Annotated in this window: 14 protein-coding genes; 4 read left to right on the top strand and 10 right to left on the bottom strand. The window is 58.0% G+C overall.

Annotation, left to right across the window (positions count from 1 at the left end; translation table 11 throughout):
- Window positions 1–98: 98 nt before the first annotated feature.
- Window positions 99–521 (bottom strand): hypothetical protein, encoded by a 423-nt coding sequence (locus Poly21_RS11730; RefSeq protein WP_146407229.1) that lies wholly within the window; start codon window positions 519–521, stop codon window positions 99–101.
- 164 nt (window positions 522–685) lie between these two features.
- Between Poly21_RS11730 and Poly21_RS11725 the strand changes: the two genes are divergently transcribed.
- The gene (locus Poly21_RS11725) at window positions 686–4,180 is read left to right on the top strand and encodes a PVC-type heme-binding CxxCH protein (protein WP_146407228.1); all 3,495 of its coding nucleotides are present in this window, start codon (window positions 686–688) and stop codon (window positions 4,178–4,180) included.
- 93 nt (window positions 4,181–4,273) lie between these two features.
- Here Poly21_RS11725 and Poly21_RS11720 read toward each other — a convergent pair whose 3' ends face one another.
- From Poly21_RS11720 to Poly21_RS11695, 6 genes are all read right to left on the bottom strand, one after another.
- Window positions 4,274–5,554 (bottom strand): polysaccharide pyruvyl transferase family protein, encoded by a 1,281-nt coding sequence (locus tag Poly21_RS11720; RefSeq protein WP_146407227.1) that lies wholly within the window; start codon window positions 5,552–5,554, stop codon window positions 4,274–4,276.
- Between the two features lie 383 nt (window positions 5,555–5,937).
- Window positions 5,938–7,614 (bottom strand): prenyltransferase/squalene oxidase repeat-containing protein, encoded by a 1,677-nt coding sequence (locus tag Poly21_RS11715; protein ID WP_436967508.1) that lies wholly within the window; start codon window positions 7,612–7,614, stop codon window positions 5,938–5,940.
- Window positions 7,615–7,725: 111 nt separating this feature from the next.
- Complete coding sequence (locus Poly21_RS11710; RefSeq protein ID WP_146407226.1) at window positions 7,726–8,130, bottom strand: ExbD/TolR family protein; 405 nt, start codon at window positions 8,128–8,130, stop codon at window positions 7,726–7,728.
- The gene (locus tag Poly21_RS11705; RefSeq protein WP_302118729.1) at window positions 8,131–9,150 is read right to left on the bottom strand and encodes a MotA/TolQ/ExbB proton channel family protein; all 1,020 of its coding nucleotides are present in this window, start codon (window positions 9,148–9,150) and stop codon (window positions 8,131–8,133) included.
- Complete coding sequence (locus Poly21_RS11700) at window positions 9,147–11,102, bottom strand: tetratricopeptide repeat protein (protein ID WP_302118727.1); 1,956 nt, start codon at window positions 11,100–11,102, stop codon at window positions 9,147–9,149. Before Poly21_RS11700 ends, Poly21_RS11705 begins: the two co-directional genes overlap by 4 nt.
- Window positions 11,103–11,428: 326 nt before the next feature.
- The gene (locus Poly21_RS11695; protein ID WP_146407224.1) at window positions 11,429–12,607 is read right to left on the bottom strand and encodes a DegT/DnrJ/EryC1/StrS family aminotransferase; all 1,179 of its coding nucleotides are present in this window, start codon (window positions 12,605–12,607) and stop codon (window positions 11,429–11,431) included.
- 331 nt (window positions 12,608–12,938) lie between these two features.
- Here Poly21_RS11695 and Poly21_RS11690 point away from each other — a divergent pair, with 331 nt between their 5' ends.
- Window positions 12,939–14,384, top strand: a complete 1,446-nt coding sequence (locus Poly21_RS11690) for a trypsin-like peptidase domain-containing protein (RefSeq protein ID WP_146407223.1) — start codon at window positions 12,939–12,941, stop codon at window positions 14,382–14,384.
- A 149-nt stretch (window positions 14,385–14,533) separates the two neighbouring features.
- On the opposite strand, the gene Poly21_RS11685 is transcribed toward Poly21_RS11690, so the two are convergent.
- Together Poly21_RS11685 and Poly21_RS11680 are read right to left on the bottom strand one after the other, a co-directional pair.
- The gene (locus Poly21_RS11685) at window positions 14,534–14,713 is read right to left on the bottom strand and encodes a hypothetical protein (RefSeq protein ID WP_146407222.1); all 180 of its coding nucleotides are present in this window, start codon (window positions 14,711–14,713) and stop codon (window positions 14,534–14,536) included.
- A gap of 150 nt (window positions 14,714–14,863) precedes the next feature.
- Entirely contained in the window at window positions 14,864–16,303 is a 1,440-nt protein-coding gene (locus Poly21_RS11680; protein ID WP_146407221.1) for a DUF1598 domain-containing protein, read from the bottom strand.
- Window positions 16,304–16,625: 322 nt separating this feature from the next.
- Between Poly21_RS11680 and Poly21_RS11675 the strand changes: the two genes are divergently transcribed.
- Together Poly21_RS11675 and Poly21_RS11670 are read left to right on the top strand one after the other, a co-directional pair.
- Entirely contained in the window at window positions 16,626–17,324 is a 699-nt protein-coding gene (locus tag Poly21_RS11675; RefSeq protein WP_146407220.1) for a TraX family protein, read from the top strand.
- 178 nt (window positions 17,325–17,502) lie between these two features.
- Window positions 17,503–18,555, top strand: coding sequence for a hypothetical protein (locus Poly21_RS11670; protein ID WP_146407219.1), 1,053 nt, complete (start codon window positions 17,503–17,505; stop codon window positions 18,553–18,555).
- A 130-nt stretch (window positions 18,556–18,685) separates the two neighbouring features.
- Here the strand turns inward: Poly21_RS11670 and Poly21_RS11665 are convergent, their stop codons facing one another.
- On the bottom strand, window positions 18,686–20,245 hold the full coding sequence (locus Poly21_RS11665; protein ID WP_302118721.1) for a DUF1570 domain-containing protein: 1,560 nt from the start codon (window positions 20,243–20,245) through the stop codon (window positions 18,686–18,688).
- Between the last annotated feature and the right edge of the window lie 270 nt (window positions 20,246–20,515).

The following is a 20,515-nucleotide window of genomic DNA, read 5'->3' as shown; positions in this document are numbered from 1 at the left end:
AGCCTCGCGTTGATCGGATCTCAGTCGTCCGATCGGCGTTGCGGTTGTTCGGTCTTCGCAACGATCCGCTTCGCGCGAGATCCGCATGCGATTTGTGGCTAGAACAGCCGTTGATAGCAGGCGAAGAAGAGCCATGCGTGCAGGGCGAGCAATACGGCGGCGAACATAGCACGCGACGAGAACAGACCGAGAGTGGCAAGTCCACACCCCAGTGCAGCGACAATCACCCCACCTTCGGGGAAATACTGTAGGCAGGCCAAACCACAGATGGCGACCCATGCCGATGCCCAGTTCGCCGCCCGCAGCACGCCCCATTCGGGATCAAAATCACGGCCTCGGGTCGCGACCGCCTGAGCATTAATGTCCGCAGCGGGATCGGGGGGCGATGCGGCAAAGGGACTGCCGTGGCGAACCGGCAAATCGTTTCCGCTGATATCTCTTGCTGTGCCATCACCTTCGAGCGTTTCGGGGACGCCGGGGTCGCTCGGACTGGGGCCCGGTGGGGATGGCGGTGGACTCATTGGCGGGCTGGATTCGTTTATCGAATTTTGCGACTGCAATCATGTTCTCTGACGCTCGAGACAGCTATCCTAGTACATCTTGCCGGGACTGTCTGGTTTACGCATGAGACAATTCTGGCAGAAACGTCGCTTCCACTCCGCCGCCGCCAAAATCCGCCCGTCTGATGTCGCAAAAATCGCCGCCCCACCCTGATCAACCAGCCTTCCAGTATCGCCAACCGATAGGATTGATTCTTTCGCTATTTGCATTGGCGGCCGCGGGGCTGGCTGCTAATGACGGGGCGGCTGCTGACGTGGCAGGGGCCGGTCCAACCCGGGCGGCCGTAGCGGAAGTGGCACCCGCATCCGACGAGCCCGCCGAGTCGATGTCTGCGATCCGCATCGAGCCCGAATGGCGGATCGATCTGTTTGCTGCCGAACCGGAAATTGCCAACATCGTCGCCTTCGATATCGATAATCGTGGACGCGTGTTCGTGTGTGAAACCTTTCGTCAAAATCGAGGCGTGACTGACAACCGTGCGCACGACGAGGCATGGGTACTCGCCGACCTCGCCGCAGAGACTGTTCAAGATCGCATTGATTACCACAAACGTTTGCTTGGCGAGGGTGCCACCGCCTATGCTCAGCAGGAGGATCGCATCCGTCGTTTGGTCGACGAGGACGGCGACGGGAGAGCGGACGCGAGCACTATTTTCGCCGATGGCTTCCATGCATTGGAGGAAGGTACCGGCGCCGGTGTGCTGGCTCACGGCAACGACGTGTACTACACATGCATCCCCAAACTTTGGCGGATGACTGATCTCGATGATGATGGCGTTGCCGACGAGAAAGCGGTGTTATCAGATGGTTACGGGGTGCGCGTCGCGTTTCGCGGCCATGACTTGCATGGTCTCACAATGGGTTACGACGGCCGCCTGTACTTTTCGATCGGTGACCGTGGATTTCATATCTCCACGCCCGACGGACGCGTGTTGTCTCATCCTGACCAGGGGGCTGTTTTTCGGTGCGAACTTGACGGCAGCGATTTGACGGTCTTTGCTCGGGGACTTCGCAACCCTCAGGAACTTGCATTCAATGATTATGGAGACTGGTTTTCGGTTGATAACAACAGCGACAGCGGCGATAAGGCTCGTATCGTGCAACTGCTTCGAGGCGGTGATAGTGGTTGGCGGATGTACTATCAGTACTTGCCCGATCGGGGCCCATTTGGCCGCCAAAAGATTTGGGAACCGCACCGCAACGACCAACCCGCCCACCTCGTGCCTCCGATCGCGAATTTCACCGACGGCCCCTCGGGACTGGCGTTTTATCCAGGCACCGGCTTTGGCGACACGCTGAAAAACCGGTTCTTGATCTGCGATTTTCGTGGCGGCCCGAGCAACAGCGGCATTCGGTCGTTCGAACTCAATCAGTCTGGCGCGTTCTACTCACTCGGCGAAAACGACCAGCCGCTATGGAATGTGCTCGCGACGGATGTTGCCTTTGGCCCCGGCGGCGAGCTCCTCGTTAGTGATTGGGTCGATGGCTGGGATGGGTTGGGCAAAGGGCGTATCTATCGTCTTACCGATCCAAGCCAAACGGACGCACCTGTTGTCGCTGAGGTTCGTGACATGTTAGCTGCGGGGGTAGCTGATGTTGCCGTGGGAGAATTGGCGTCACGTCTTGCGCACGCAGATCGGCGGGTACGGCTGGCCGCCCAGTGGGAGCTCGCCAAACGTGGCGAGGTCGAGCCCTTGATCGAAGTTGCTCTCAACAAGAAACTCGAGCCTCGCTTTCGGCTGCACGGCTATTGGGGGGCCGAGCATGCAGTGCGACTGAATGGTGAGCTGCGTGAGCGGGTGTTGACTGCACTGCGTGTTGGCCAACAAGACGCCAGTCCCTGGATTCGTGCCGCCGCCTGCAGTCTGGCCGCTGACCAAGCTGATACCGCTTCAATTCCCCAGCTAGTCACCGCCATTGAGGACAAGGATTCTCGCGTCTCCTACCACGCCATGATGGCGCTGGCCGATCTGCTGGCCGGTAATCAGCAGTCTTTCGCTGAGTTTGTGGGGCCGGCGATGGTCGCCGTGCAGGCGCGCATCGAAGAGAACGCCAATCAAGATCCTGCACTGCGTCACGCAGCGATCCGCTGCTTAGCAGCAGCAGCGGAGGACAACTGGTTAGTCAATCTACAGTCTCACCGGTCGGTAGACGTGCGGCGCGCTGCCGTGGCGGCGCTACGCAACCGCCGCAGCGAAAAGGTGGCGGAGTTTCTCTCCGACGCGGATACGTTGGTGATCGCGGAAGCTGCGATGGCGATTCACGATGCGCCGATTCCGGTGGCTCAAGAACGACTTGCCGAACTAATCAGCAAACCGGACCTGCCCATCGACTCGGAACCCTTGCTGCGGAGGGTGCTGTCGGCTGGTTTTCGGATCGGTACACCAGCCGCTGCTGCGGCGATTGCTGAGTTTGCTGCATCGGATCGTTCACCGGAGTGGGCGCGGATTGAAGCGATTGACTCACTTGCGGATTGGTCCGCCCCAGGCCCACTATGCCGTGTCACCAACAAATACAGTCCACTACCGCCTCGTCCAGTGGCCGAGCCACCACTGCTAGCGGGCAAAACGCGGGACACGACCACAGTGAAAGATTCCATCGCGAAGTCGGCGTTGACAAGCCGAATCGACGAACTGATGTTGGCCAGTGATGCGGTCCGCGAGAAAGCCATTGATGTCGGTTCGACACTAGGCATTGTGAAGATTGCTCCAAACCTCGTGAAGCGATTCACCAACAAGACCCTCAATCCAGCAACACGGGCAGCCGCATTGACGGCGTTGGCACGCCTGCAGCCCACACTGGCGATCGAACTTGCTCGTGAGATCGACCTGCAACAACCCAACCGGATCGTCCTGGCTAGTCTGAGTGTTCTTGGCCGGTATGATGCCGCAGCTTCGATTGAACGCCTGATTGTGGCTACCGGGAGTTCAAGTCAGCCGGTCCGTGGATTGGCCTGGGACCTGATCGCATCCAACGAATCGCCGCGAGCGGAACAGCATTTGGCGGTCGGACTTCAAAAGTATCTCAGCGGTGAACTGCCCAGCGACGTGCGACTCAATGTGGCCGAAGCAGCCCGTCGGCGTCTGCCTGCCTCAGCGGCCAAACTTGCGGAGCACGAGGAGAAATTGAAGGTCACCGAGCCGCTTGCTCCCTGGTTCGATGCGCTCGACGGGGGTGATGCCGACGCCGGCAAAGACCTCTTCTTCGGCAAAACAGAACTGTCCTGTGTTCGCTGTCACCAAGTCGATCGGGTGGGGGGGGAAGTCGGCCCGAGTCTGACGACGATCGGCAAAACGTTGGATCGACGTCAACTCCTCGAGGCGATTTGCTTGCCCAACGCACGGATCGCTGAAGGTTTTGAGACGGCTGTCATCGCCGATGAAGACGGGACTGTCTTCACCGGCATTGTCGCTGCCGAGACCGATGACTTGGTTGAGCTGATCGCAGCCGACGGGACACATCATCCCATTGAAAAGGAATTGATTGTAGCTCGTAAGAAAGGGCTATCGTCGATGCCTCTCGGGCTCGCCGATTTGATTTCTGCCCGAGAGCTTCGTGACCTGGTGGCCTATCTGGCGAGTTTACAAATTGATCCTCGGGGCGAATCCGAAGTCGAGTGAGCTAACGTGGTTGTGAAGCTGCGGGGTGATCGCCCCGCTTGCTTGGCTGCCGCGGCCCACCGGCAATTGCGTCCAACGAGCTTCTGGGGATCCCTAAGTGTTTTCAGACAGCTCGTCTCGGAGGACGCCCATCGTTTCATGTTGCCGCTTCAACACGAACTGCCTGGCGATTTCCGTTTTTGCTTTCGCCGCGGTGAAGTCGCGTGCCATGGCGAGGACTGCGGCTGGGACCGCGGCGGCTTCCGAGTCGACGTCGAGATCGAACAGCCAGTCGCCTAAGCCGATGTCTCGCCACATGATTCCTTTGCTGGTTTGTTCAGCGAAACGGCATACGATCGCGGGAATCCCGTTGCCCACAGCCATGATAGGTGAGTGCATCTCACTGCCAAACAACCCAGCGCTGCGAACGTAGACGCTCAGGGCTTCATCGGTCAGCCAATAGTTTTCACGCCAGACAACTCGTGGCTTCACATCGGTGGGCAACTTGTCGTAGAGGTACTTTTTTCCTACCGCCATTTGGGTCATGTCTTCGGGGCACAGCAGCACCTTCAAATCCGTTTCGCGGACGACTCGCTCGATCGCTTCACGAATCGGTGCGTGATCGTGCTCCGCCATTTCTTCGTTGCGAGCGACGCGCTTGGGGTCGCTCTTGCGATGGTCACCGGGGATCGTCCAATACGGTGTGTAGCGAAGCCGCGACAGACAGCAGAGGAATTTACCAGTTTCAAGCCCATTGCTCGCGAGAAACTTTTCCGCCGCCTGGTCATTGCGTAGATCGCAGGCGAATGCGCCGTCGGGGCCGAATTCCATTACCGGGCATGTTACACCCTCGTCTCTGGCGAGTTGCAGGGATACCGAGTCGCGAAAGAAAACGAAGTCCGCTTGGCTAAGTAAATCGGGGCCGTTTCCCGACAGAAATGAGCCGTGGGTGATCCCGTAGACGCCGAAGGGTTTGCCGACATGCTTGACAAACGCCGCGACGTCTTTGGCTGCGACGAGGGAGGGACCCGAACCGTGCAATAGAAAGTCCGTCTCGGCAATTGCCGCTTGCAGTTCGGCGTTGGAGGCCGTGCCTTGCGAGCCGATCGATCCTTTGACAATCTTGAGCTGTGGAAACCGAACGTGTTCCATCGCCGCGACTTCGTCGGTGAGGTTACCTGACGCCCAGAGTGTCACCGTGGCGTCAGGCAGGTGCTTTTCCAACAGGGCCAAGACGCCAGGGGTGTGGGCGATATCGCCGATATTCACGCACTGCCAAGACGATCGCAGTAATATTCGTGGTGAGCGTGGCGGGCTGCCAGCAGGTAATGCATTGGCAATAGCAGCGGCTAGGGAGGCTGCGGTGCATTGAGCTAAAAATTGTCGACGCTGCATGTCGTTGCCTGCGATACTTGGCCGTGGGATGGATTGAAATAGTTCTTCGTTCGACTGCCGGAGCGGATGACCTCTTCGCCGCGATTGCATTGAGATCGAATCAATTCAAATGGAAGTCTGCAAGGGTCCCATCATAACAGCAAAATGACGCACCGTTTCAGGCAGGGTTCCGACCACCGGCGGTCGTGCACGATTCGTGCAGAATGCGTGAACGGCGTGTTCGGAGGTGGATAGATCGGGGGCAAGTAGTGGATTTCTACATGTGAGCGATGGAGCGTCGCCATCCTGAACACCCAGGTGCGTCGCAATCGCGATGTGAGTTGACGCCGACTCCGCTTCCACATCAAGGACCCGAGGGCGCCGCCCGTAATCGCCGCCCGAGATTACTGGCGGAGTTCATGTCGGTAGTAGGTTTCCAAACACAAGGTCGCCATCGCGGTGGTGTAAACAGTGCCACCGTAACCGCCCCATAAACTCGTGTCCGGCCAGCTGCCGTCGCTACGCTGGGTGGCCAGTAAACGCTTTTTCATCGCTGCGTTCCAGGTCTGCCATGCATCGTCTTGACGCTGGTGCAAGGCGAGTGACGCGTAATACCAAAAATAATAGTTGTCAGGTCCTACCTGTTGGCCTGGGAGTGATGCCAGCAACACCGCTTCGGCCTCGCTGATCGCGTCCTCTGACACCTGTTCGCCCAGCAGCAGGCGTACGGCGAGAGCTTCGGCAGTCATGGTAGGTGTGGTGCGTTCGCCGGGTCGGTAGCTTGCCAAGCCACCTGCTCGGCCACTTCGCACGGTGGTGAGAAAACGTTCCACGCCGCGTTGCATCGACTCCTGATCATCGAGTGCACCCGCTCGCTGCGCGCCATCAATCAACAAGGCTTGCCAGCCAAGCTGACTGAGGTCTCCGGTATCGCCGCGGGTGTACCGCCATCCGCCTGTGATCGGATGCTGAGTCGATTTGGAGTACGCGATTGCTCGGCGGGTTGCTTCAATGGCAGCGGGGTCTTGAGTCATCACGGCAGCTTCGGCCAGAGACAGCGATGCCATGGCGTGACAGTAGTGGGCGGCGTATACCGACGCGTCTCCAGCTAGGGATCCATCATCGCGTTGTCGACCAAGCAGGTAGACCAGGCCGCGATACACCGACTCCGTGTATTCGCCGGATTGATGGGTATTGCCTGCACCGAGTAACGCGAGCAGGGCAAGGCCGGTGAGCCCCGTTTCGGCTCGCTTTCCGGCTCCACCGCGTTGCAAGCCGAGCGGCGCACGCTCGCGGCCGGCACCGCTAGAGAGCGGATCCCACGCGCCGCTAGCACGCTGGTGTTCGGTCAAGTAACGCAGCGCTGCGGCGACGGCGGCTTCGGTGCTGGCATCGCCACCGGTCGCCTCGATCGCCTCAGTCTTGGCGGCTCCCTGCCGCGCTGCAAAATCAGAGTCCATCTCCCCTGGAACCAAACCTCTTTCTGCGGCAGCTGTATCCGTATCGTCGGCCAGTGCATCCACGGACGCCGAATTGGCCGCGACCTGTTCCGCCGGTGGTTGTGGAGGATTTTCGACGGCAGGTTCTTCCGGGGGTGCGGCGAGTGTTTCGGTCAACCATTCCCCCAGCGCGTCGTCGAGTTCACGGCCGGGATCGGAGGAAGTGCGAAGGGTTGCCGACGCGAGCGAGGTGGGCATCAGGTTGCGAATCGATTCCGCAACTGGGGAGGCGGGCGATTCCTCCTCGGGCTCACTCTGTTGGACCGGCGCGGGCTCGCTCAGCTCCACAATCGGACGTGCGAGCACGAGTGGAGTGAGCGACGGCGTACTTTCGTCGGTAGGCAAGTCACCCGCATTTTCCTCTGCGGCCGTATCCACCGAAGTGAGATTGGGATCGAACACCGCCACGGACACTTGGCTACTTCCCTTCTGGACGTCCTGTTCGTCGCTGGGGCCGCCGCCGGAGAAGAACATTGACAGACGCGGGACGTAGACAAGCTGGACGCCGTGAAGTCCGATTGATACCAACAGACAGATGATTGCTGCGGCCCGTCCGCTACTCTTGCGGCGGCGCAACAGCATCACGGTCGCCACCAGCAAGCCGACGGCGAGCAACGCAATCAACCGCACAGCGGTCGGGTTATGCCAAAACAAATCCCGATTGAGAAACGGAGTATTCACGTCGATCGCTCGCTACCTCCGCTTAGTTGCCACCCCGATTTGTTCGACACCCGATGCCCGGACCATCTGCAAGACTCCGGCAACCTGTCCATAGGGAATGGTGTCATCGGCGCGAACTGCGACCTTGAGTGCGGGGTAGCTACTGTGCTGGGAACGCAAGACATTCGTGAGCTGATCAGGGGAAACGGTGGCGCCATCGAGCGTGAGTGTGCCTTCAGCGGTGAACTCGACGATGCGCTCATCAGGTAGGCGCGCCATCGAGTTCATCTGTCCGACACTCGGCACATTGACTTGCAGATGGCTCTCGCCATTGTCGAGTTTGCTTCCGACCATGAAAAAAATCACAAGCAGGAAAACGACATCAATCATCGGCGTGAGGTTGATCGTCGCCGTCTCGGGATTGGAGCGTCGAATCATCTACGCGGCCTTGCGTTTGCGTGGTGCGCGGGCTGCACCGGAGTTTTCAAGTCCCTCGGCAGAAATGCAATCGATCACGCGCTGGCAGAGCTTGTCGATCTCACCAAGGTAACGATCCGATTTGGCACTGAAATACATATACGCCAGATATGCAGGAATTGCCACGCTCAACCCGCCAGCGGTGGTCATCAGAGCGGTGCTAATCCCAGCGGCGAGCAAGTCACTCTGCCCACCGCTTTGGGACCCCAAGTTCTCGAATGCTTCAATCATGCCTAAAACCGTGCCCAGCAATCCGATCAACGGTGTCACATTGCTGATCGCATGGAAGACGCGCAGAAAACGGCGCAATGAATCCCCCACTCGGTCACCCGCATCAATAACGGCTTGTTCGATCTCCATCATCGGCCGTCCCCAACGCCGCACTGCAGCATGAAAGACCTCTGCGACGGGACAGTCAAACTCGTCACAGATTGACGTTGCTTCCTCGTAGCTCAGTTGGCCGTCCTCAACACATTCCGTGAAGCGTCGTACGAAGGGCTTGGGGATCACGCGGGACCGTCGCAAGGCAACGGTGCGTTCCAGAGAGAGGCCGATCACGATTAATGACGCCACTGCCAGCGGGATCATCAGCCAACCGCCTTCGCTGATTTTGCGGATCATGGCGGGCATCTCCCAAGAGGACGCCTCCTCTTCTGCCGCTGGCTCGGCTTCAGGCTCTGCAGGGGCTGCCGGAATCGAAAACTGATTGGCCGTCGCTGGTCCTGACTGCGGTGCCGCGGCGATACGTGCTGCAGGACCGGCGGAAGCGTCGAAGCCTCCTGTGCTGGAAAACCCGTTGGATTGGTAGTTGTTGGAGAAACCGCCTTGATTGTAACCGTATGGCGGCCCGGATCTCTGCGCCTGCGCAGACGCGGTCGTGGCTGCTGCGGTAATCGCCATGGCCACGACGACCGCCACGCGGCAACGCGCGATCCATGGCGTGCGATCGGCCAACAGCTGGAAGCATCGAGGATTGATCATCGTCGTATCGTGCCTGTGGACGAAGTACCGTCGGTCGTCAGGGCTGCCAAGCGACGACGAGCGCCGCCTGCGTGTGGCGAGTCACCGAACCGGCTAACGAGTGCGGAATAACATATGGTGGCCTCGCGTGTCCTCCCCAATTGCTCAAACGATTTTCCAGCCTGCACGAGTGCGGCGGCCGTCCACTGATCACAATCACCAATCGCCTCGACTTGACGGTATGCTGCGATCGCGTCAGAGAACTTTTCTTGCATGAAGTAGGTCTCGCCAATCATCCACTGAGCGCGACCGCGCAAATTCGTATCGGCGCCGCTTGATCGCACGATTTGCTCGAGCAACGCTCGGCCGCGATCAAAACGTAACTGGCGAATTTCGAGATTCGCCGTCAATAAATTCGTCATGGCGACGCCTCCGGACGACTTTCCGTCACGTTCGGACTGCATCGCAACGGCTCGGGCGGCGGCAATCCGGATGTCAGCTTGGGTGATTGATCCTACCTCCGCTGCCGTTTCCGCCAATCTCAACAGTGTGGCGAAGTCTTCGGCACCACCTTCATCGACGATACGCTCCCAGAGTTTTAACGATTGTTTCGTTTTCCCACTTTGCAGTAGTGCTTCAGCGAACAGCCGTTCGACGTGCAAAGATCTTCCGCGGGCAGCGGCTTCTTCTTTGGCTATCTCTGTGTTTTGACGTTCACCCAGCCCGGGTTCGTCCTCGGCTGCCATCGCCAACATCGACCACTGGCCAGTGCGTCCCGCCCAGCGACAGGCTGCCTCACGAACGGCACCGGTGATCAATTTTCCTGACTTTTCTTGCATCGTCGCGCCCAGGCTGCCTGGGCTACGGTCGTTCTCATCGCTTGCCGACATCCATTTCATCGCCACCCGCTGAGCCGCTGCATCGTGACCGCTCTGCTGCAATTGCTCGAGTACCCCCGTCGCGACTTGTCCTTGCTCATCGATGAGCGCGAGGGCTGTGGCATAGGCAATCTCGGACTCCGGATCGCCAGCAATTGCTGAGGCTAATAGACCGGACTGCAGCACGTCGAGATTGCCGGCGGCGATGGGTGACATGAGTACGTATTCATGGCGTTTGATTAAGTACATCCGTATCGATTCGGACGGATCGGTGTGCGATGCACATGCGGTCTTGATGGATTCACATGCCGCCGATGTACGAGGATGCGCCCTTAATAATTCAGCGCGAGTGGACTCCGCACCGTCGAGATCATGCAAGCGAGTAAGGCAGTTGATTTTCAGCAAAAACGCCGAGGGAGCATCGGAATGCTTGGGGTGATGTTCCAGAAAGTCTTCGACGGCTACGAGTGATTTTTCGAGATGGTCGGGTTTACCACTTTCGTCGGCGGCCATGACGAGGGTCCACGCGTAGCCCAGCCGCGCCGTGGCGATTTCCGCTCCAACCTGACGCGAGGCGTGCTTTTCGTACATCTCGATAGCAAGCCGGTAAGCTTTGCCGGCAGTCAGTTTATCGTTGTTGTCGAGTGCACCAGCGGCAACAGCGAGCAGCGTATCTCCGGTTCGGCTGATGATCGCGGGGTCCACTGCCGATTCTGCCGCGAGGGTCGACCAGCGTAGGGCGTCGGCATGGCGACCATTTGCGGTGAGCGAGGAAGCCGACGCATTCCAAATCACAGCCGCTTTTTCTGCCGGCAGATTCTCGGGGGCACTGCCGACGAGTCGCTCACAAATTGCCGACGCAGTATGATAGGTTTCCGCGGCTTCATCGCGTCGCTGTTCCTGCTCGCACCGTCGTGCAATGCGCACAACTGCGGCCAGCGTGCGCAGGGTCGGCTCATCGCGAAGGTCCAGCCCTGATACTGCCGCAATCGCTGCGTCGAGATCACCCCCTTCCACGGCTTCCTGCAAGCTAACGCTGGCCGACGAACCAGGGACTTCCGTTGTACCAGCTTGCGCGGGCGTTGGTATCGACATCGCTAGAGCAAGCGCAGCGCCTAGGACCACACCACGCCGTCTAGGCACAATACAACAAGCCATCGTGCAGGCATGCGTCATCCGGACTGTTGGAGTACAGCCGGGATGACTGCGCCGGAGAATGTTGTCGTGATTGTGCGTCGAGTGGTCCGTTCGCGCCATCGTGGGGTTCCGCCGATTGAGAAGAAGTCTAGCGTCTGTTAGCAGCCTGTTGAGTTAATTGCTTTCGCCATTCGAATGCACAAATACGAACCCGGAGCGTAAGCGAGCGAGGAGCTACAACTCCTCGCTGACGCATCGGGTTAGTAAATTAACAGGCAGTTAGCTCAGGCAGCAGCTCGAGCAGCTGCTGCGTAGAACGATCCAATCGCTTCGACCACGCGGCGCTGTTCGGCTTCTGTCAGGGTTGGGAACACAGGGAGGTTGAGTACCTCACGGCTAGCCCGCTCTGTTTCCACCAAGCCGTTGTGACGGAACTCCAAATCCTGAAAACACTCTTGCTCGTGCATCGGAACGGGGTAGTAGATCTCCGAGCCGATGTTGCGTTCGGATAGGTAGCTACGCAATTCGTCGCGACGTCCGCTTCCAATGCGAAGTGCGTATTGGTTCCAGACATGGAAAGCGTTTTCGTCACGGACGGGGAGCGTGATTGCATCGGCGCCAATCACGCCAGCATTTTGGAGCAGTCGATCATATCGTGCGGCGACTTCTGTGCGGGCGTCGATGGCGTCACCGAGATAGCGCAGCTTGACACGCAGTACAGCGGCTTGGAACGTATCGAGCCGACTGTTGATGCCGACGACCTGGTGGTAGTAGCGAGGACGCATGCCGTGGCCGGCAAACAACCGCAAGCGATCGGCCAGGCCCGCATCACTCGCCGTAATCATCCCGCCGTCGCCCATGCCGCCAAGATTTTTGGTCGGATAGAAACTGAAGCAGCCCACTGCTCCCCAGCTTCCAGCAGGACGAGAGTGATATGCCGCGCCAATGGCTTGAGCGGCGTCTTCCACAACAGGAATGTTGTGCTCTCCCGCGATTTGGCAAATGCGGTCGATCTCCGCGCATTGGCCAAATAGGTGCACGGGAATGATGGCCTTGGTCGTGGGACTGATCAATGATTCAACGGACTCGGGATCCACATTGAACGTTCCCGGCAGAATGTCGGCAAACACCGGCGTTGCACCGAGCCGAGTGATGCAGCTCACCGAAGCGAAAAAGGTGAACGAGGGTACGATGACTTCGTCGCCAGGGCCGATATTTAAAGCCATCAAGGCGAGCAGCAACGCGTCACTGCCCGAGGCACAGCCGATCGCGTTGGGAACTTGGCAATATCCCGCCAATTCGCTCTCGAGTTCAGTCACGTCGGGTCCGAATAGGAATCGACCGCTATCGAGTACATCGGTCAGCGCTTCGATGAATTCCTCGCGATGTGGCCCGTTGTCGCGGTTGACATCGAGAAGCGGAACACCGGCTTGGTTAGGTTGGGTTGGGGGCTGTTGGGCCATGAGAGATATCATCCGTGAAATTGAGCGAGAAAAACCCGAAATTCCATTTTCGGCTTGCTCCAGCGACTGCGGTAGCCGTGAGCACTCAAGATCATATGTACGAATCTCTGACCTCATGGGTCAAGAGAAAAACTAACCAACCCGAGGCCACTCCGAAGTTCTGAGTGCCAGCAGCAGAGGCACTCGACGATCGCTCTGCCCCGTCGTGGTACCGCGGCGGCAATCGAGCACGGTTGATTCATCGGATATCCGTCGTTTTAATGCTCTCAGTCGCGAATCTCCTCGAGATGGTCCCGGATTCATTTGTTCACACACCTTCGGATTTCATGACATGCCGATTCGAACTGTCTGTTTGATTTCGCTCCTGATGGCGCCCATGGTCGCCGATGCTCAGCTGCCCGACGATTCTCCGCGAATGTCGCCGTTAGTCCGGGTGATTGCAAAGGTTGAGCCCGCGGTCGTGGCGTTGTTTATCCCTGCGGCCGATAATCCGCAGCATTTCTCATCTGGTAGTGCGACCATCGTTCACGCTGACGGATACGCAATTACGAATAATCACGTTGTCACGGGCGAGAGTGGATACGCGGTTTTGCGAGGCAAACCAGTGCGATTCCGCGTCGTTGGCCGCTCCCCCGAGAAGGACCTCGCCGTGATCCGGCTCCGTGACCATCAAGGTGAGCTACCCGTCGTCCCGATGGGCCACAGTCATGATGTCATGAACGGGGAGATGGTCGCAGTCGTCGGCAATCCGGGCGGCCGCGGCACCACGGTCACTTCCGGTATTGTGAGCTCAAAGGGAACGCAGCTCAGCGCGCCGAGTGCCTTGTGGGCAACCCAGCACGACTCGCGCTTTCGCGATGATTACATCCAGTATGACGCTGCCACCAATCGGGGCAATTCAGGCGGGGCGTTGATCAACATGGACGGTGAGTTGATCGGTGTGGTCGCCGCACTGATCCCAACGGAACAGAATTCGAGCTTCGCGATCCCGATTGACCGAGTCAGATTGCTGCTCGAACGCATTGTTGAGCCTGAGTTGATGCATCAACGCCACGTTGGCGTGCAACTCAATCCGCTAGCAGATTGGGCCATCATCACCGCCGTCGATTCTGACTCACCCGCTCAGCAGGCGGGGATCCATACCGGTGATGTGATCACGAAAGTGAACGGTCGCCAGCTCAAGAATCCCGCAGATTGGTTGTGGATGCTCAACGAAACGCTACCCCACGGCAAGTCGATCAACCTGATCGTCCGCCGTGAGAAAGAATCGCTGCCGATTGAATTGACTCCACGGAAACTCGCGGCGATGCAGTCGAGCAACCCGCCGGCGGACGAATCCCAAATCGAACCTGGTTTGGATTTCGCGTTCTATGACGGCAAGTTCAAACTGCTGCCTGAATTTGAGAAGTTAACAGTGTCGCGATCCGGGACCGTCGAAACGATCGACCTGGAGCAAATCCAAGGCGACCAGGAAGACTATTTTGCGGTCAGGCTCAGCGGATTTCTGAAAATCGATCAGGCGGGTCTGTATCGCCTGAGTTTGACATCGGACGATGGCAGTCGATTGTGGCTCAACGATGAACTATTCATTGACCACGACGGCAATCATCCAGCGATGACACTTAGCCGGCTGGCTCGCATGGCGCCGGGACTACACCCGCTCGAAATCGAGTACTTTGAGGGCTACGGCGCGAACGTGTTGGAGCTGAAACTGGAACGAATCGATGGCGAAGCCTCCGGGGAAACGACGCCGTTATTCAAGCGGGCTGTGCCGTGAGCTACCGCTTTGGTTTCGACAGATGATCACAAAGATCGGCTATTTCAGAGGGCGGAACGTAAGCATCCGACCTCAGCGAAGTTCATGATGGTTTTGTGTGGATGATTTGCAGGCATCTCGCCCGTATCATTCCAATTCTGCGGGCGTGCTTACTTTGCTGCGATCGAACGCAATTCGTCGAGTTCGACACTCAAGCGGTGGCGGAGTGGGCTTTCGTCACGCAGCTCGTTTTCCAGCAGGTCTTCAGCTTGATCGAATGTTTCCTCGGTTGGGTTGGGTGCCGAAACGAGTTCCCGAAACATGCTTTCAACGGTGGATTCAGTTAACACGATACAACTTTCTGAGGCGAGGACACTGGGAAGGGGTGAGAGGCATTAGCGACTGTGCAAATTCATGCGACTGAGCATCGCCAGCCTTCCCATCATAGGGCGAGATTCAGTGCCGACAAGTCCTTCGCGTGGGTGGAGCGGTAAGGTTGCTCAGTCCCACCACCACTGACCGGATTGTAGGTTTTTCGGCCCCGCAGTGTTCATCATTTTCTCGTTATCGCCAGTTTCATCGACTTCCATGTGCTCGCTGTTGAGCGCCACTCGCGGCTGAACACTGACGCCACCACCCAAGGGTGTCATCAAGGTGTTGCCACGCCAGATCGCATTGACGGCAGTTTCGACTTGTTCTGGGGCTGTGTAGGTCTCGACTGGGAGTTTCGCCTCGTCACCCAGAACCGGCATCGTCCAATCGGCCTGTGCGTAAAAATCTTGCTCTTGAATGTAGGCCGCGGCAATGGCCAAATCGATAAGTTGCTGTAGCTCTGCGTAGACTCGGACGCGGCTCGCGATCAGGGGGTATTTGTCCGTGAACTCCTTGGTAAACGCTTGGCTGGCTCGGTTCGTACGCCCAGCGGTGACGCGTTGGCCGTTGCCCATAACCCGTTCGCCTTCGCCCACCAGCTGCACGCCACGCTCATTGATTCGCATTGCCAAATGATCTTCGCTGACCGAGACGCCATCGTAATTGGGCTGAAAATACCACCGTTCCATGGAGTTCGCTGCCACGGTTTGAGGGCTGGTCCGGGAGACGTAACTCCGGACGGGGACGGGGAGTTGTTCCAGTCCGATACCGATCAATTTCATGCGATAGTCAGCTTCGACGAGGACGCGAGCAAAATGCGTTGCCGCGGGAATGCCTTCGATCGTCACGGTCTGCAAACCCAGGTTTTGCTTGAGTCCTTGGACTAAACGCATCGTATCGCCTGGGTTGGCCTGGCCGCCCATGGCACGCAAAAATTTCTGCATGCGGGCGAGGCCTTCTGGGGTGGGGTCAATGGAGACTGAGATAACGCGGGTCGGTGGGGTCGCGGGGGCGTAGGCGCGAAGGGCCGTCGCCAGATCTTCGAGCAATATGGTAGGACGCCCCGTATGGATCCCGACAAATCGATCCGTGGGATCGGCCACAAAGCCTTCGGCGGGACCGGCAATGACGATGTCTTGGGTGTCAGGGTAATAGAATACGTACTGAACGCTGGTTAAACCAGCGACAGCAAGCATGTCATCGCTGAGCGGACGGTCGGACTGTATGTGCTCGTCAATCACCTTCTCCAGACGATTGAGTGAAACTTTGCGTAATTCGCTGCGTTTCATCACATCCTCGACCTCGGCGGCGCGAAGGGCCTGCATCAAACGCTGCCGCGCCAATCGAGGATCGACCACTCGCATCTTCAAGACGCCATTGGCATCCACGTCGACCCCCGCGATCGGCTGACCAATGGTAACGTTGTTCCCCCCGGTGTTTGTACCGTTATTATTGGTTCCATTATCATTGTTGGCGATTGCTGCGGTTGCAAACACAAGCGTCAACATCCAAGAGAGGACCAGGGGCATCGAAATGCGAAGTCGAGATTGGTCACGAAGGAATCGCATCGGGGGACTCTTGCAGAAAAGTGAAAGGCATCGAATGGGAGGAAAAGGCGCGGGTTTGTCCAGCTACCCCGTGCTATGTTAGTTAGTATCGGCCGCGAACTCAACGGAATTTCTGAGGCCGCAATCATTTCCCCAACGTTGTTTGGCCGTGCCTCGAAGCAGAAACAATCGAAAACGACGCTCCCCGGCGATCGTCGGGAAATCTCAATCAAAGATTTCCCCCCAGTCAGCCCACGATCGTGCTCTCGCCAACCCCCGTCAGGACCGACGCAGTTCACCTCACTCTGCGGTTAAGGAAGATGTGAAGCGCCGCAATGCATCCATGGACACGTTGCGTGGGCTGGCGATTGTGATGATGGTCACCGACCATGTGGCTGGACTATTGCTAGGCCATTCGATCGTCGATTCGCCCATCCGTTTAGCAATGCGGCTGTCGATGCCTCTATTTTGCGTGTTGATGGGGTATTACCTGCCAACTCGCGAGACCTGGCGAGCACGTCGGTTTGCTGAGATCGCGGTCACGGCGGTAATCGTCAACCTGGTATTCTACCCCACCTATGGTTGTCTCGACATTCTATGCAGTCTGCTGATTGCCGGCGTGGTCGGCGTTGTCAGCGGACGGTTTTTTCCAATTTTTGTTTCCGCTGCACTGCTCTACCCAGTGGATCCGAGCGATGGTTGGCCCAGTGGCGGACCGATGGATTTTCCACTCTCGATCGTGCTCAGCTTTGTCGCTCTGGGCAGCCTGCATGCTCGCTACGGTGTTAAATGGGCCTGTTGGATCGCAGCCGCATTAACTGTCTTCTATTTACCAGCGACATCGTTAACCCCCGGCAGCGTGTCGCCGCTGCTATTTCTGTTTATTCTGCCGGCTACCGCTCTCCTGGCGTTGGCGGAGCGGTTTCCCTCTGTCTCCATCCCGGGACTGCAGTGGCTGGGTCGGAATCCGTTGAAGTCGTATGCAGTTCAGTACTACGTGATTTTCGCTCTCTCCTATGCCATCTCGAGGCTGTCCGGTTAGACGAAGCCTAATTCAGACAGCTTTCCCACACCCTACGGCTTTCCCCGCCCGCGTGATTGACCCCTGTGAGGGTTAAGAATTCACGAAATGGGCATGGGAATCTTCACGGATCCTACCTTGAGACGCTAGCGTATGTGACTCTGAGATGGAGCCAATTTTCCCCCGCAAGCAGAAGCCGATGACCCCTGAAGATATTGACGCCTCCGCCCCTGAAACGTCCCATCCTCGATTCGATGCGTCGGATGTCTACGAAGACGTGCCTGATGAAATCGAAGCCTCGTTGGATGAACACGACGAGGAACTGACGTCACCTAGCCTGACGGATGAACTCGAAACGCAGGCGTCGGTTCCGATGGAAAGCGAGACGACTTCCCCTGATGCAGGGGGAGACTCGCGATTCCAACCGGCGGGCAGTGATGATGAACTCGTCGATCTGCAACAGCCTTTTGTCGGGCGCTGGAACTCCCTCATCAGTACCACGAACTGGGAAAAAGGGCGCATCATCAGTCAATGGCGAACCGCTTTAATGGAAGCGGGCGCGCCGGTAACCGATTATTCCGATGAAGCCTGGGCTTCCCGTGTCGGTGGTGTCACGTCGCCCCACGTTGGTCGTCTGCGTCGAGTCCACGATCGCTTCAGCGAGCAAGCCGAAACCTATCCGAAGTTGTACTGGAGCCACTTCCTCGCGGCACTTGATTGGGATGACGCGGCGCTCTGGTTACAAGGCGCCGTCGAGGAAAAGTGGTCGGTATCGGCAATGCGTGAGCAGCGTTGGAAGGCTAACGGTGCGATTGAATCGGATCGGCCCGGCGCCAGCCAAATCGTCGAGGTGGACCTTGATGAGGACACGCCCGACCTCGGCACCGCACCTGCACAAGGCGGCAGTTCAACGCGAGACTACGATGGAGACACTGACGGCGTCGCGTCGGGTCCCGCTTATGAGGCTCCTGATTTCGGCGACGAATCGGAACTCGCGGCCCTACCCGAAGGCAACCATATGAACGACGCCAACGGTGCCGAAGGAGGCGGCGGGGTGGCGGTCGCCGAAAACGGAACTCCTTCCCCGCTGCAGCCATTTGCGGGCTTGCCAGCCCTGCCGGATGACTTGGCCGACGTGATCGAGTCACTGAAACTATCGATATTGCGTCACAAAACGGCCGGTTTCGAAGACGTCAGTGCCGATGCGATCCGGAGCTACCTCAACGCCGTCGCGCTACTGCTCGAGTCGTAAGGGATTGTCGATCGACGGGTCCGCCCGCCATGACGGCTCTACGCGAGTTCGCATCCGCAGAGCCGTTGCGGTCCGCGTGGACGGTTGCAGCCCTCCGGCTACAATGGTCACATCGGTCGGCCACGATTGGTCAGCGTGTGATCGCTTGCATGGCTCGCATAGCCGAAGTCCGGTTGGGAAAACTCTGCACCCGGAACGTTCGTAGCGGCAGGGTCGACTTACGTACCTCTTGGACGGTTTCGGGCGAGGACGTCATGATGACCTTGCTGCCTGAGATCACCACGTAATGGACTTGATTTTCTACAGGGTCGGTCCAGTGCAGCGACGAGAGATGTACAGAGAGTTCTCGTTCCAATGCCGCGTAATCATTACCAAGCTGATTCTCGAAAAGGGGTGGCACCGGGTTGGCTTGATTTTGTTCAGCGTCGTTGCTCTCGACCAGAAACTCGAGAGGTTGCATACGCGACGCCTCGCGAATGCATGCGAACAACTCCTCACGATGTTTACGCGCCATCCAGTGGATCACGCCCCACGAATAGGCGTACTCTTTCGAGTCGAAAACGTCGAGTTGGACGAGTCGCTCAAGTTGCTTGCCACTCCCTAATCGTCGGCCTTGTCTGACATCGTCGACAATTTCCTTCATTCGCAAATCATTGGGCGCGCCGAGTCCCTTCCACTTCGCACCTGCACCGGTGGACGTCGGGGCGAAGAACTCCGGGAGGCCTTCGCTCAACCACATCGGCCATCGCGACAATCGTTGCTGAACACCAATGTTATGCAGGATTTGATGCACGCCCTCATGAGCGACGGTGGAAATCGAATTCATGATGGCAACTTGCGGCGCGACGCGATTGAGTTGCGATTGTTCATACATTGACACGCTGTTAAGGGTGCTGTCGTAGTAGGCCACAACACCTTCAGGCATGCGCTTGAATTCCTGGAATTGATCGTCGGTAGCGAATGCGATTACGACCAGGGGAAATTCAGGTTCGTGAGTATCAATCTTGGTTCGCTGAAAGTACTTACGGACCGCGGGGTACATCGTTTCCAGGATCGTGCGGGTGGCCCGAATGAACGGTTCACTGGTATTATATAGAAACAGAAAGCGTTGGCTCTGAATCGATTTCATTCCGAGTTTCGATAAACGTTCGTCGGCAAGCCAACGGTCGCGAATCTCATTCATCGACATTGGTACGAACGGGTCGTCGGTGGGTGTGGTGAGCTGCGCTTCGTAAGCTTCTAAACGTCCATCGGGCAACATCACGATACGTGAATCACCGCTGCCGACGAGGTATCGTCCCACCACGCGGTTGCCTTGCTCGTCCCGAACGGCGAGCCGTTCATCATTGGGATGGTAAAGTTTTCCCAGTCGCACTTCAAACCCACCTGATTGGCCAGTTGGGTCAGACGGCGATGATGGTGGCGTCGGCGAGGCGGGACGCTCGTTCTCTCCACGAAACCCCAGCGGCATGCTCAATGGCGGCAACTCCATCTCCGGCATCAGTTCGATAACTTCTGGTGCTGAGTCTCTGCCAAAGGGTGATGGTGGCGGGTCGAATGTGTCCGGCTCGGTCGCGATGGGAGATGACGGAAAGCGACCTTGTGCCCATGCACTCTCGCCGCCGACGATTGACGACCCGACACCTGCTACGATCGCGATACGCAGCGTCAACTGCCAAACAGTGCTCATTCCCAATTCCATCTCATGGTTGATATCGTTGCCCCGCTTATTTGGGGGCGTTCCCGTTCGCACGCAGTGCCCGATTGATCGCTCGATCTCGCCATGAATCGATGTGATGTCATCGCGAACCAATCGACAGCCCACGAGCGGCGTCACGCTGAGAAAACAATCCGGATCATCTTAAAATGATGAAGGACTTAGCCGGGGCATGCGGTCTCGGCATCGCCCGCTGCAGCTTCGGGCGATTCGACGTGTCCGCCTGCATCGGTGCGGGCGGGG

Origin of the sequence: Allorhodopirellula heiligendammensis (genome assembly GCF_007860105.1) — a bacterium.
Classification (GTDB): domain Bacteria; phylum Planctomycetota; class Planctomycetia; order Pirellulales; family Pirellulaceae; genus Rhodopirellula; species Rhodopirellula heiligendammensis.
This window is presented reverse-complemented; position numbering and strand designations above follow the sequence as displayed.

Coding starts and splice junctions, on each gene's coding strand:
- Poly21_RS11710 (WP_146407226.1), bottom strand. CDS start 8,130: ATGATTCGACGCTCCAATCCCGAGACGGCGACGATCAACCTCACGCCG.
- Poly21_RS11670 (WP_146407219.1), top strand. CDS start 17,503: ATGACCCCTGAAGATATTGACGCCTCCGCCCCTGAAACGTCCCATCCT.
- Poly21_RS11705 (WP_302118729.1), bottom strand. CDS start 9,150: ATGATCAATCCTCGATGCTTCCAGCTGTTGGCCGATCGCACGCCATGG.
- Poly21_RS11715 (WP_436967508.1), bottom strand. CDS start 7,614: ATGCTGTTGCGCCGCCGCAAGAGTAGCGGACGGGCCGCAGCAATCATC.
- Poly21_RS11680 (WP_146407221.1), bottom strand. CDS start 16,303: ATGCGATTCCTTCGTGACCAATCTCGACTTCGCATTTCGATGCCCCTG.
- Poly21_RS11675 (WP_146407220.1), top strand. CDS start 16,626: ATGGACACGTTGCGTGGGCTGGCGATTGTGATGATGGTCACCGACCAT.
- Poly21_RS11695 (WP_146407224.1), bottom strand. CDS start 12,607: ATGGCCCAACAGCCCCCAACCCAACCTAACCAAGCCGGTGTTCCGCTT.
- Poly21_RS11730 (WP_146407229.1), bottom strand. CDS start 521: ATGAGTCCACCGCCATCCCCACCGGGCCCCAGTCCGAGCGACCCCGGC.
- Poly21_RS11720 (WP_146407227.1), bottom strand. CDS start 5,554: ATGCAGCGTCGACAATTTTTAGCTCAATGCACCGCAGCCTCCCTAGCC.
- Poly21_RS11690 (WP_146407223.1), top strand. CDS start 12,939: ATGCCGATTCGAACTGTCTGTTTGATTTCGCTCCTGATGGCGCCCATG.
- Poly21_RS11725 (WP_146407228.1), top strand. CDS start 686: ATGTCGCAAAAATCGCCGCCCCACCCTGATCAACCAGCCTTCCAGTAT.
- Poly21_RS11665 (WP_302118721.1), bottom strand. CDS start 20,245: ATGAGCACTGTTTGGCAGTTGACGCTGCGTATCGCGATCGTAGCAGGT.
- Poly21_RS11700 (WP_302118727.1), bottom strand. CDS start 11,102: ATGTCGATACCAACGCCCGCGCAAGCTGGTACAACGGAAGTCCCTGGT.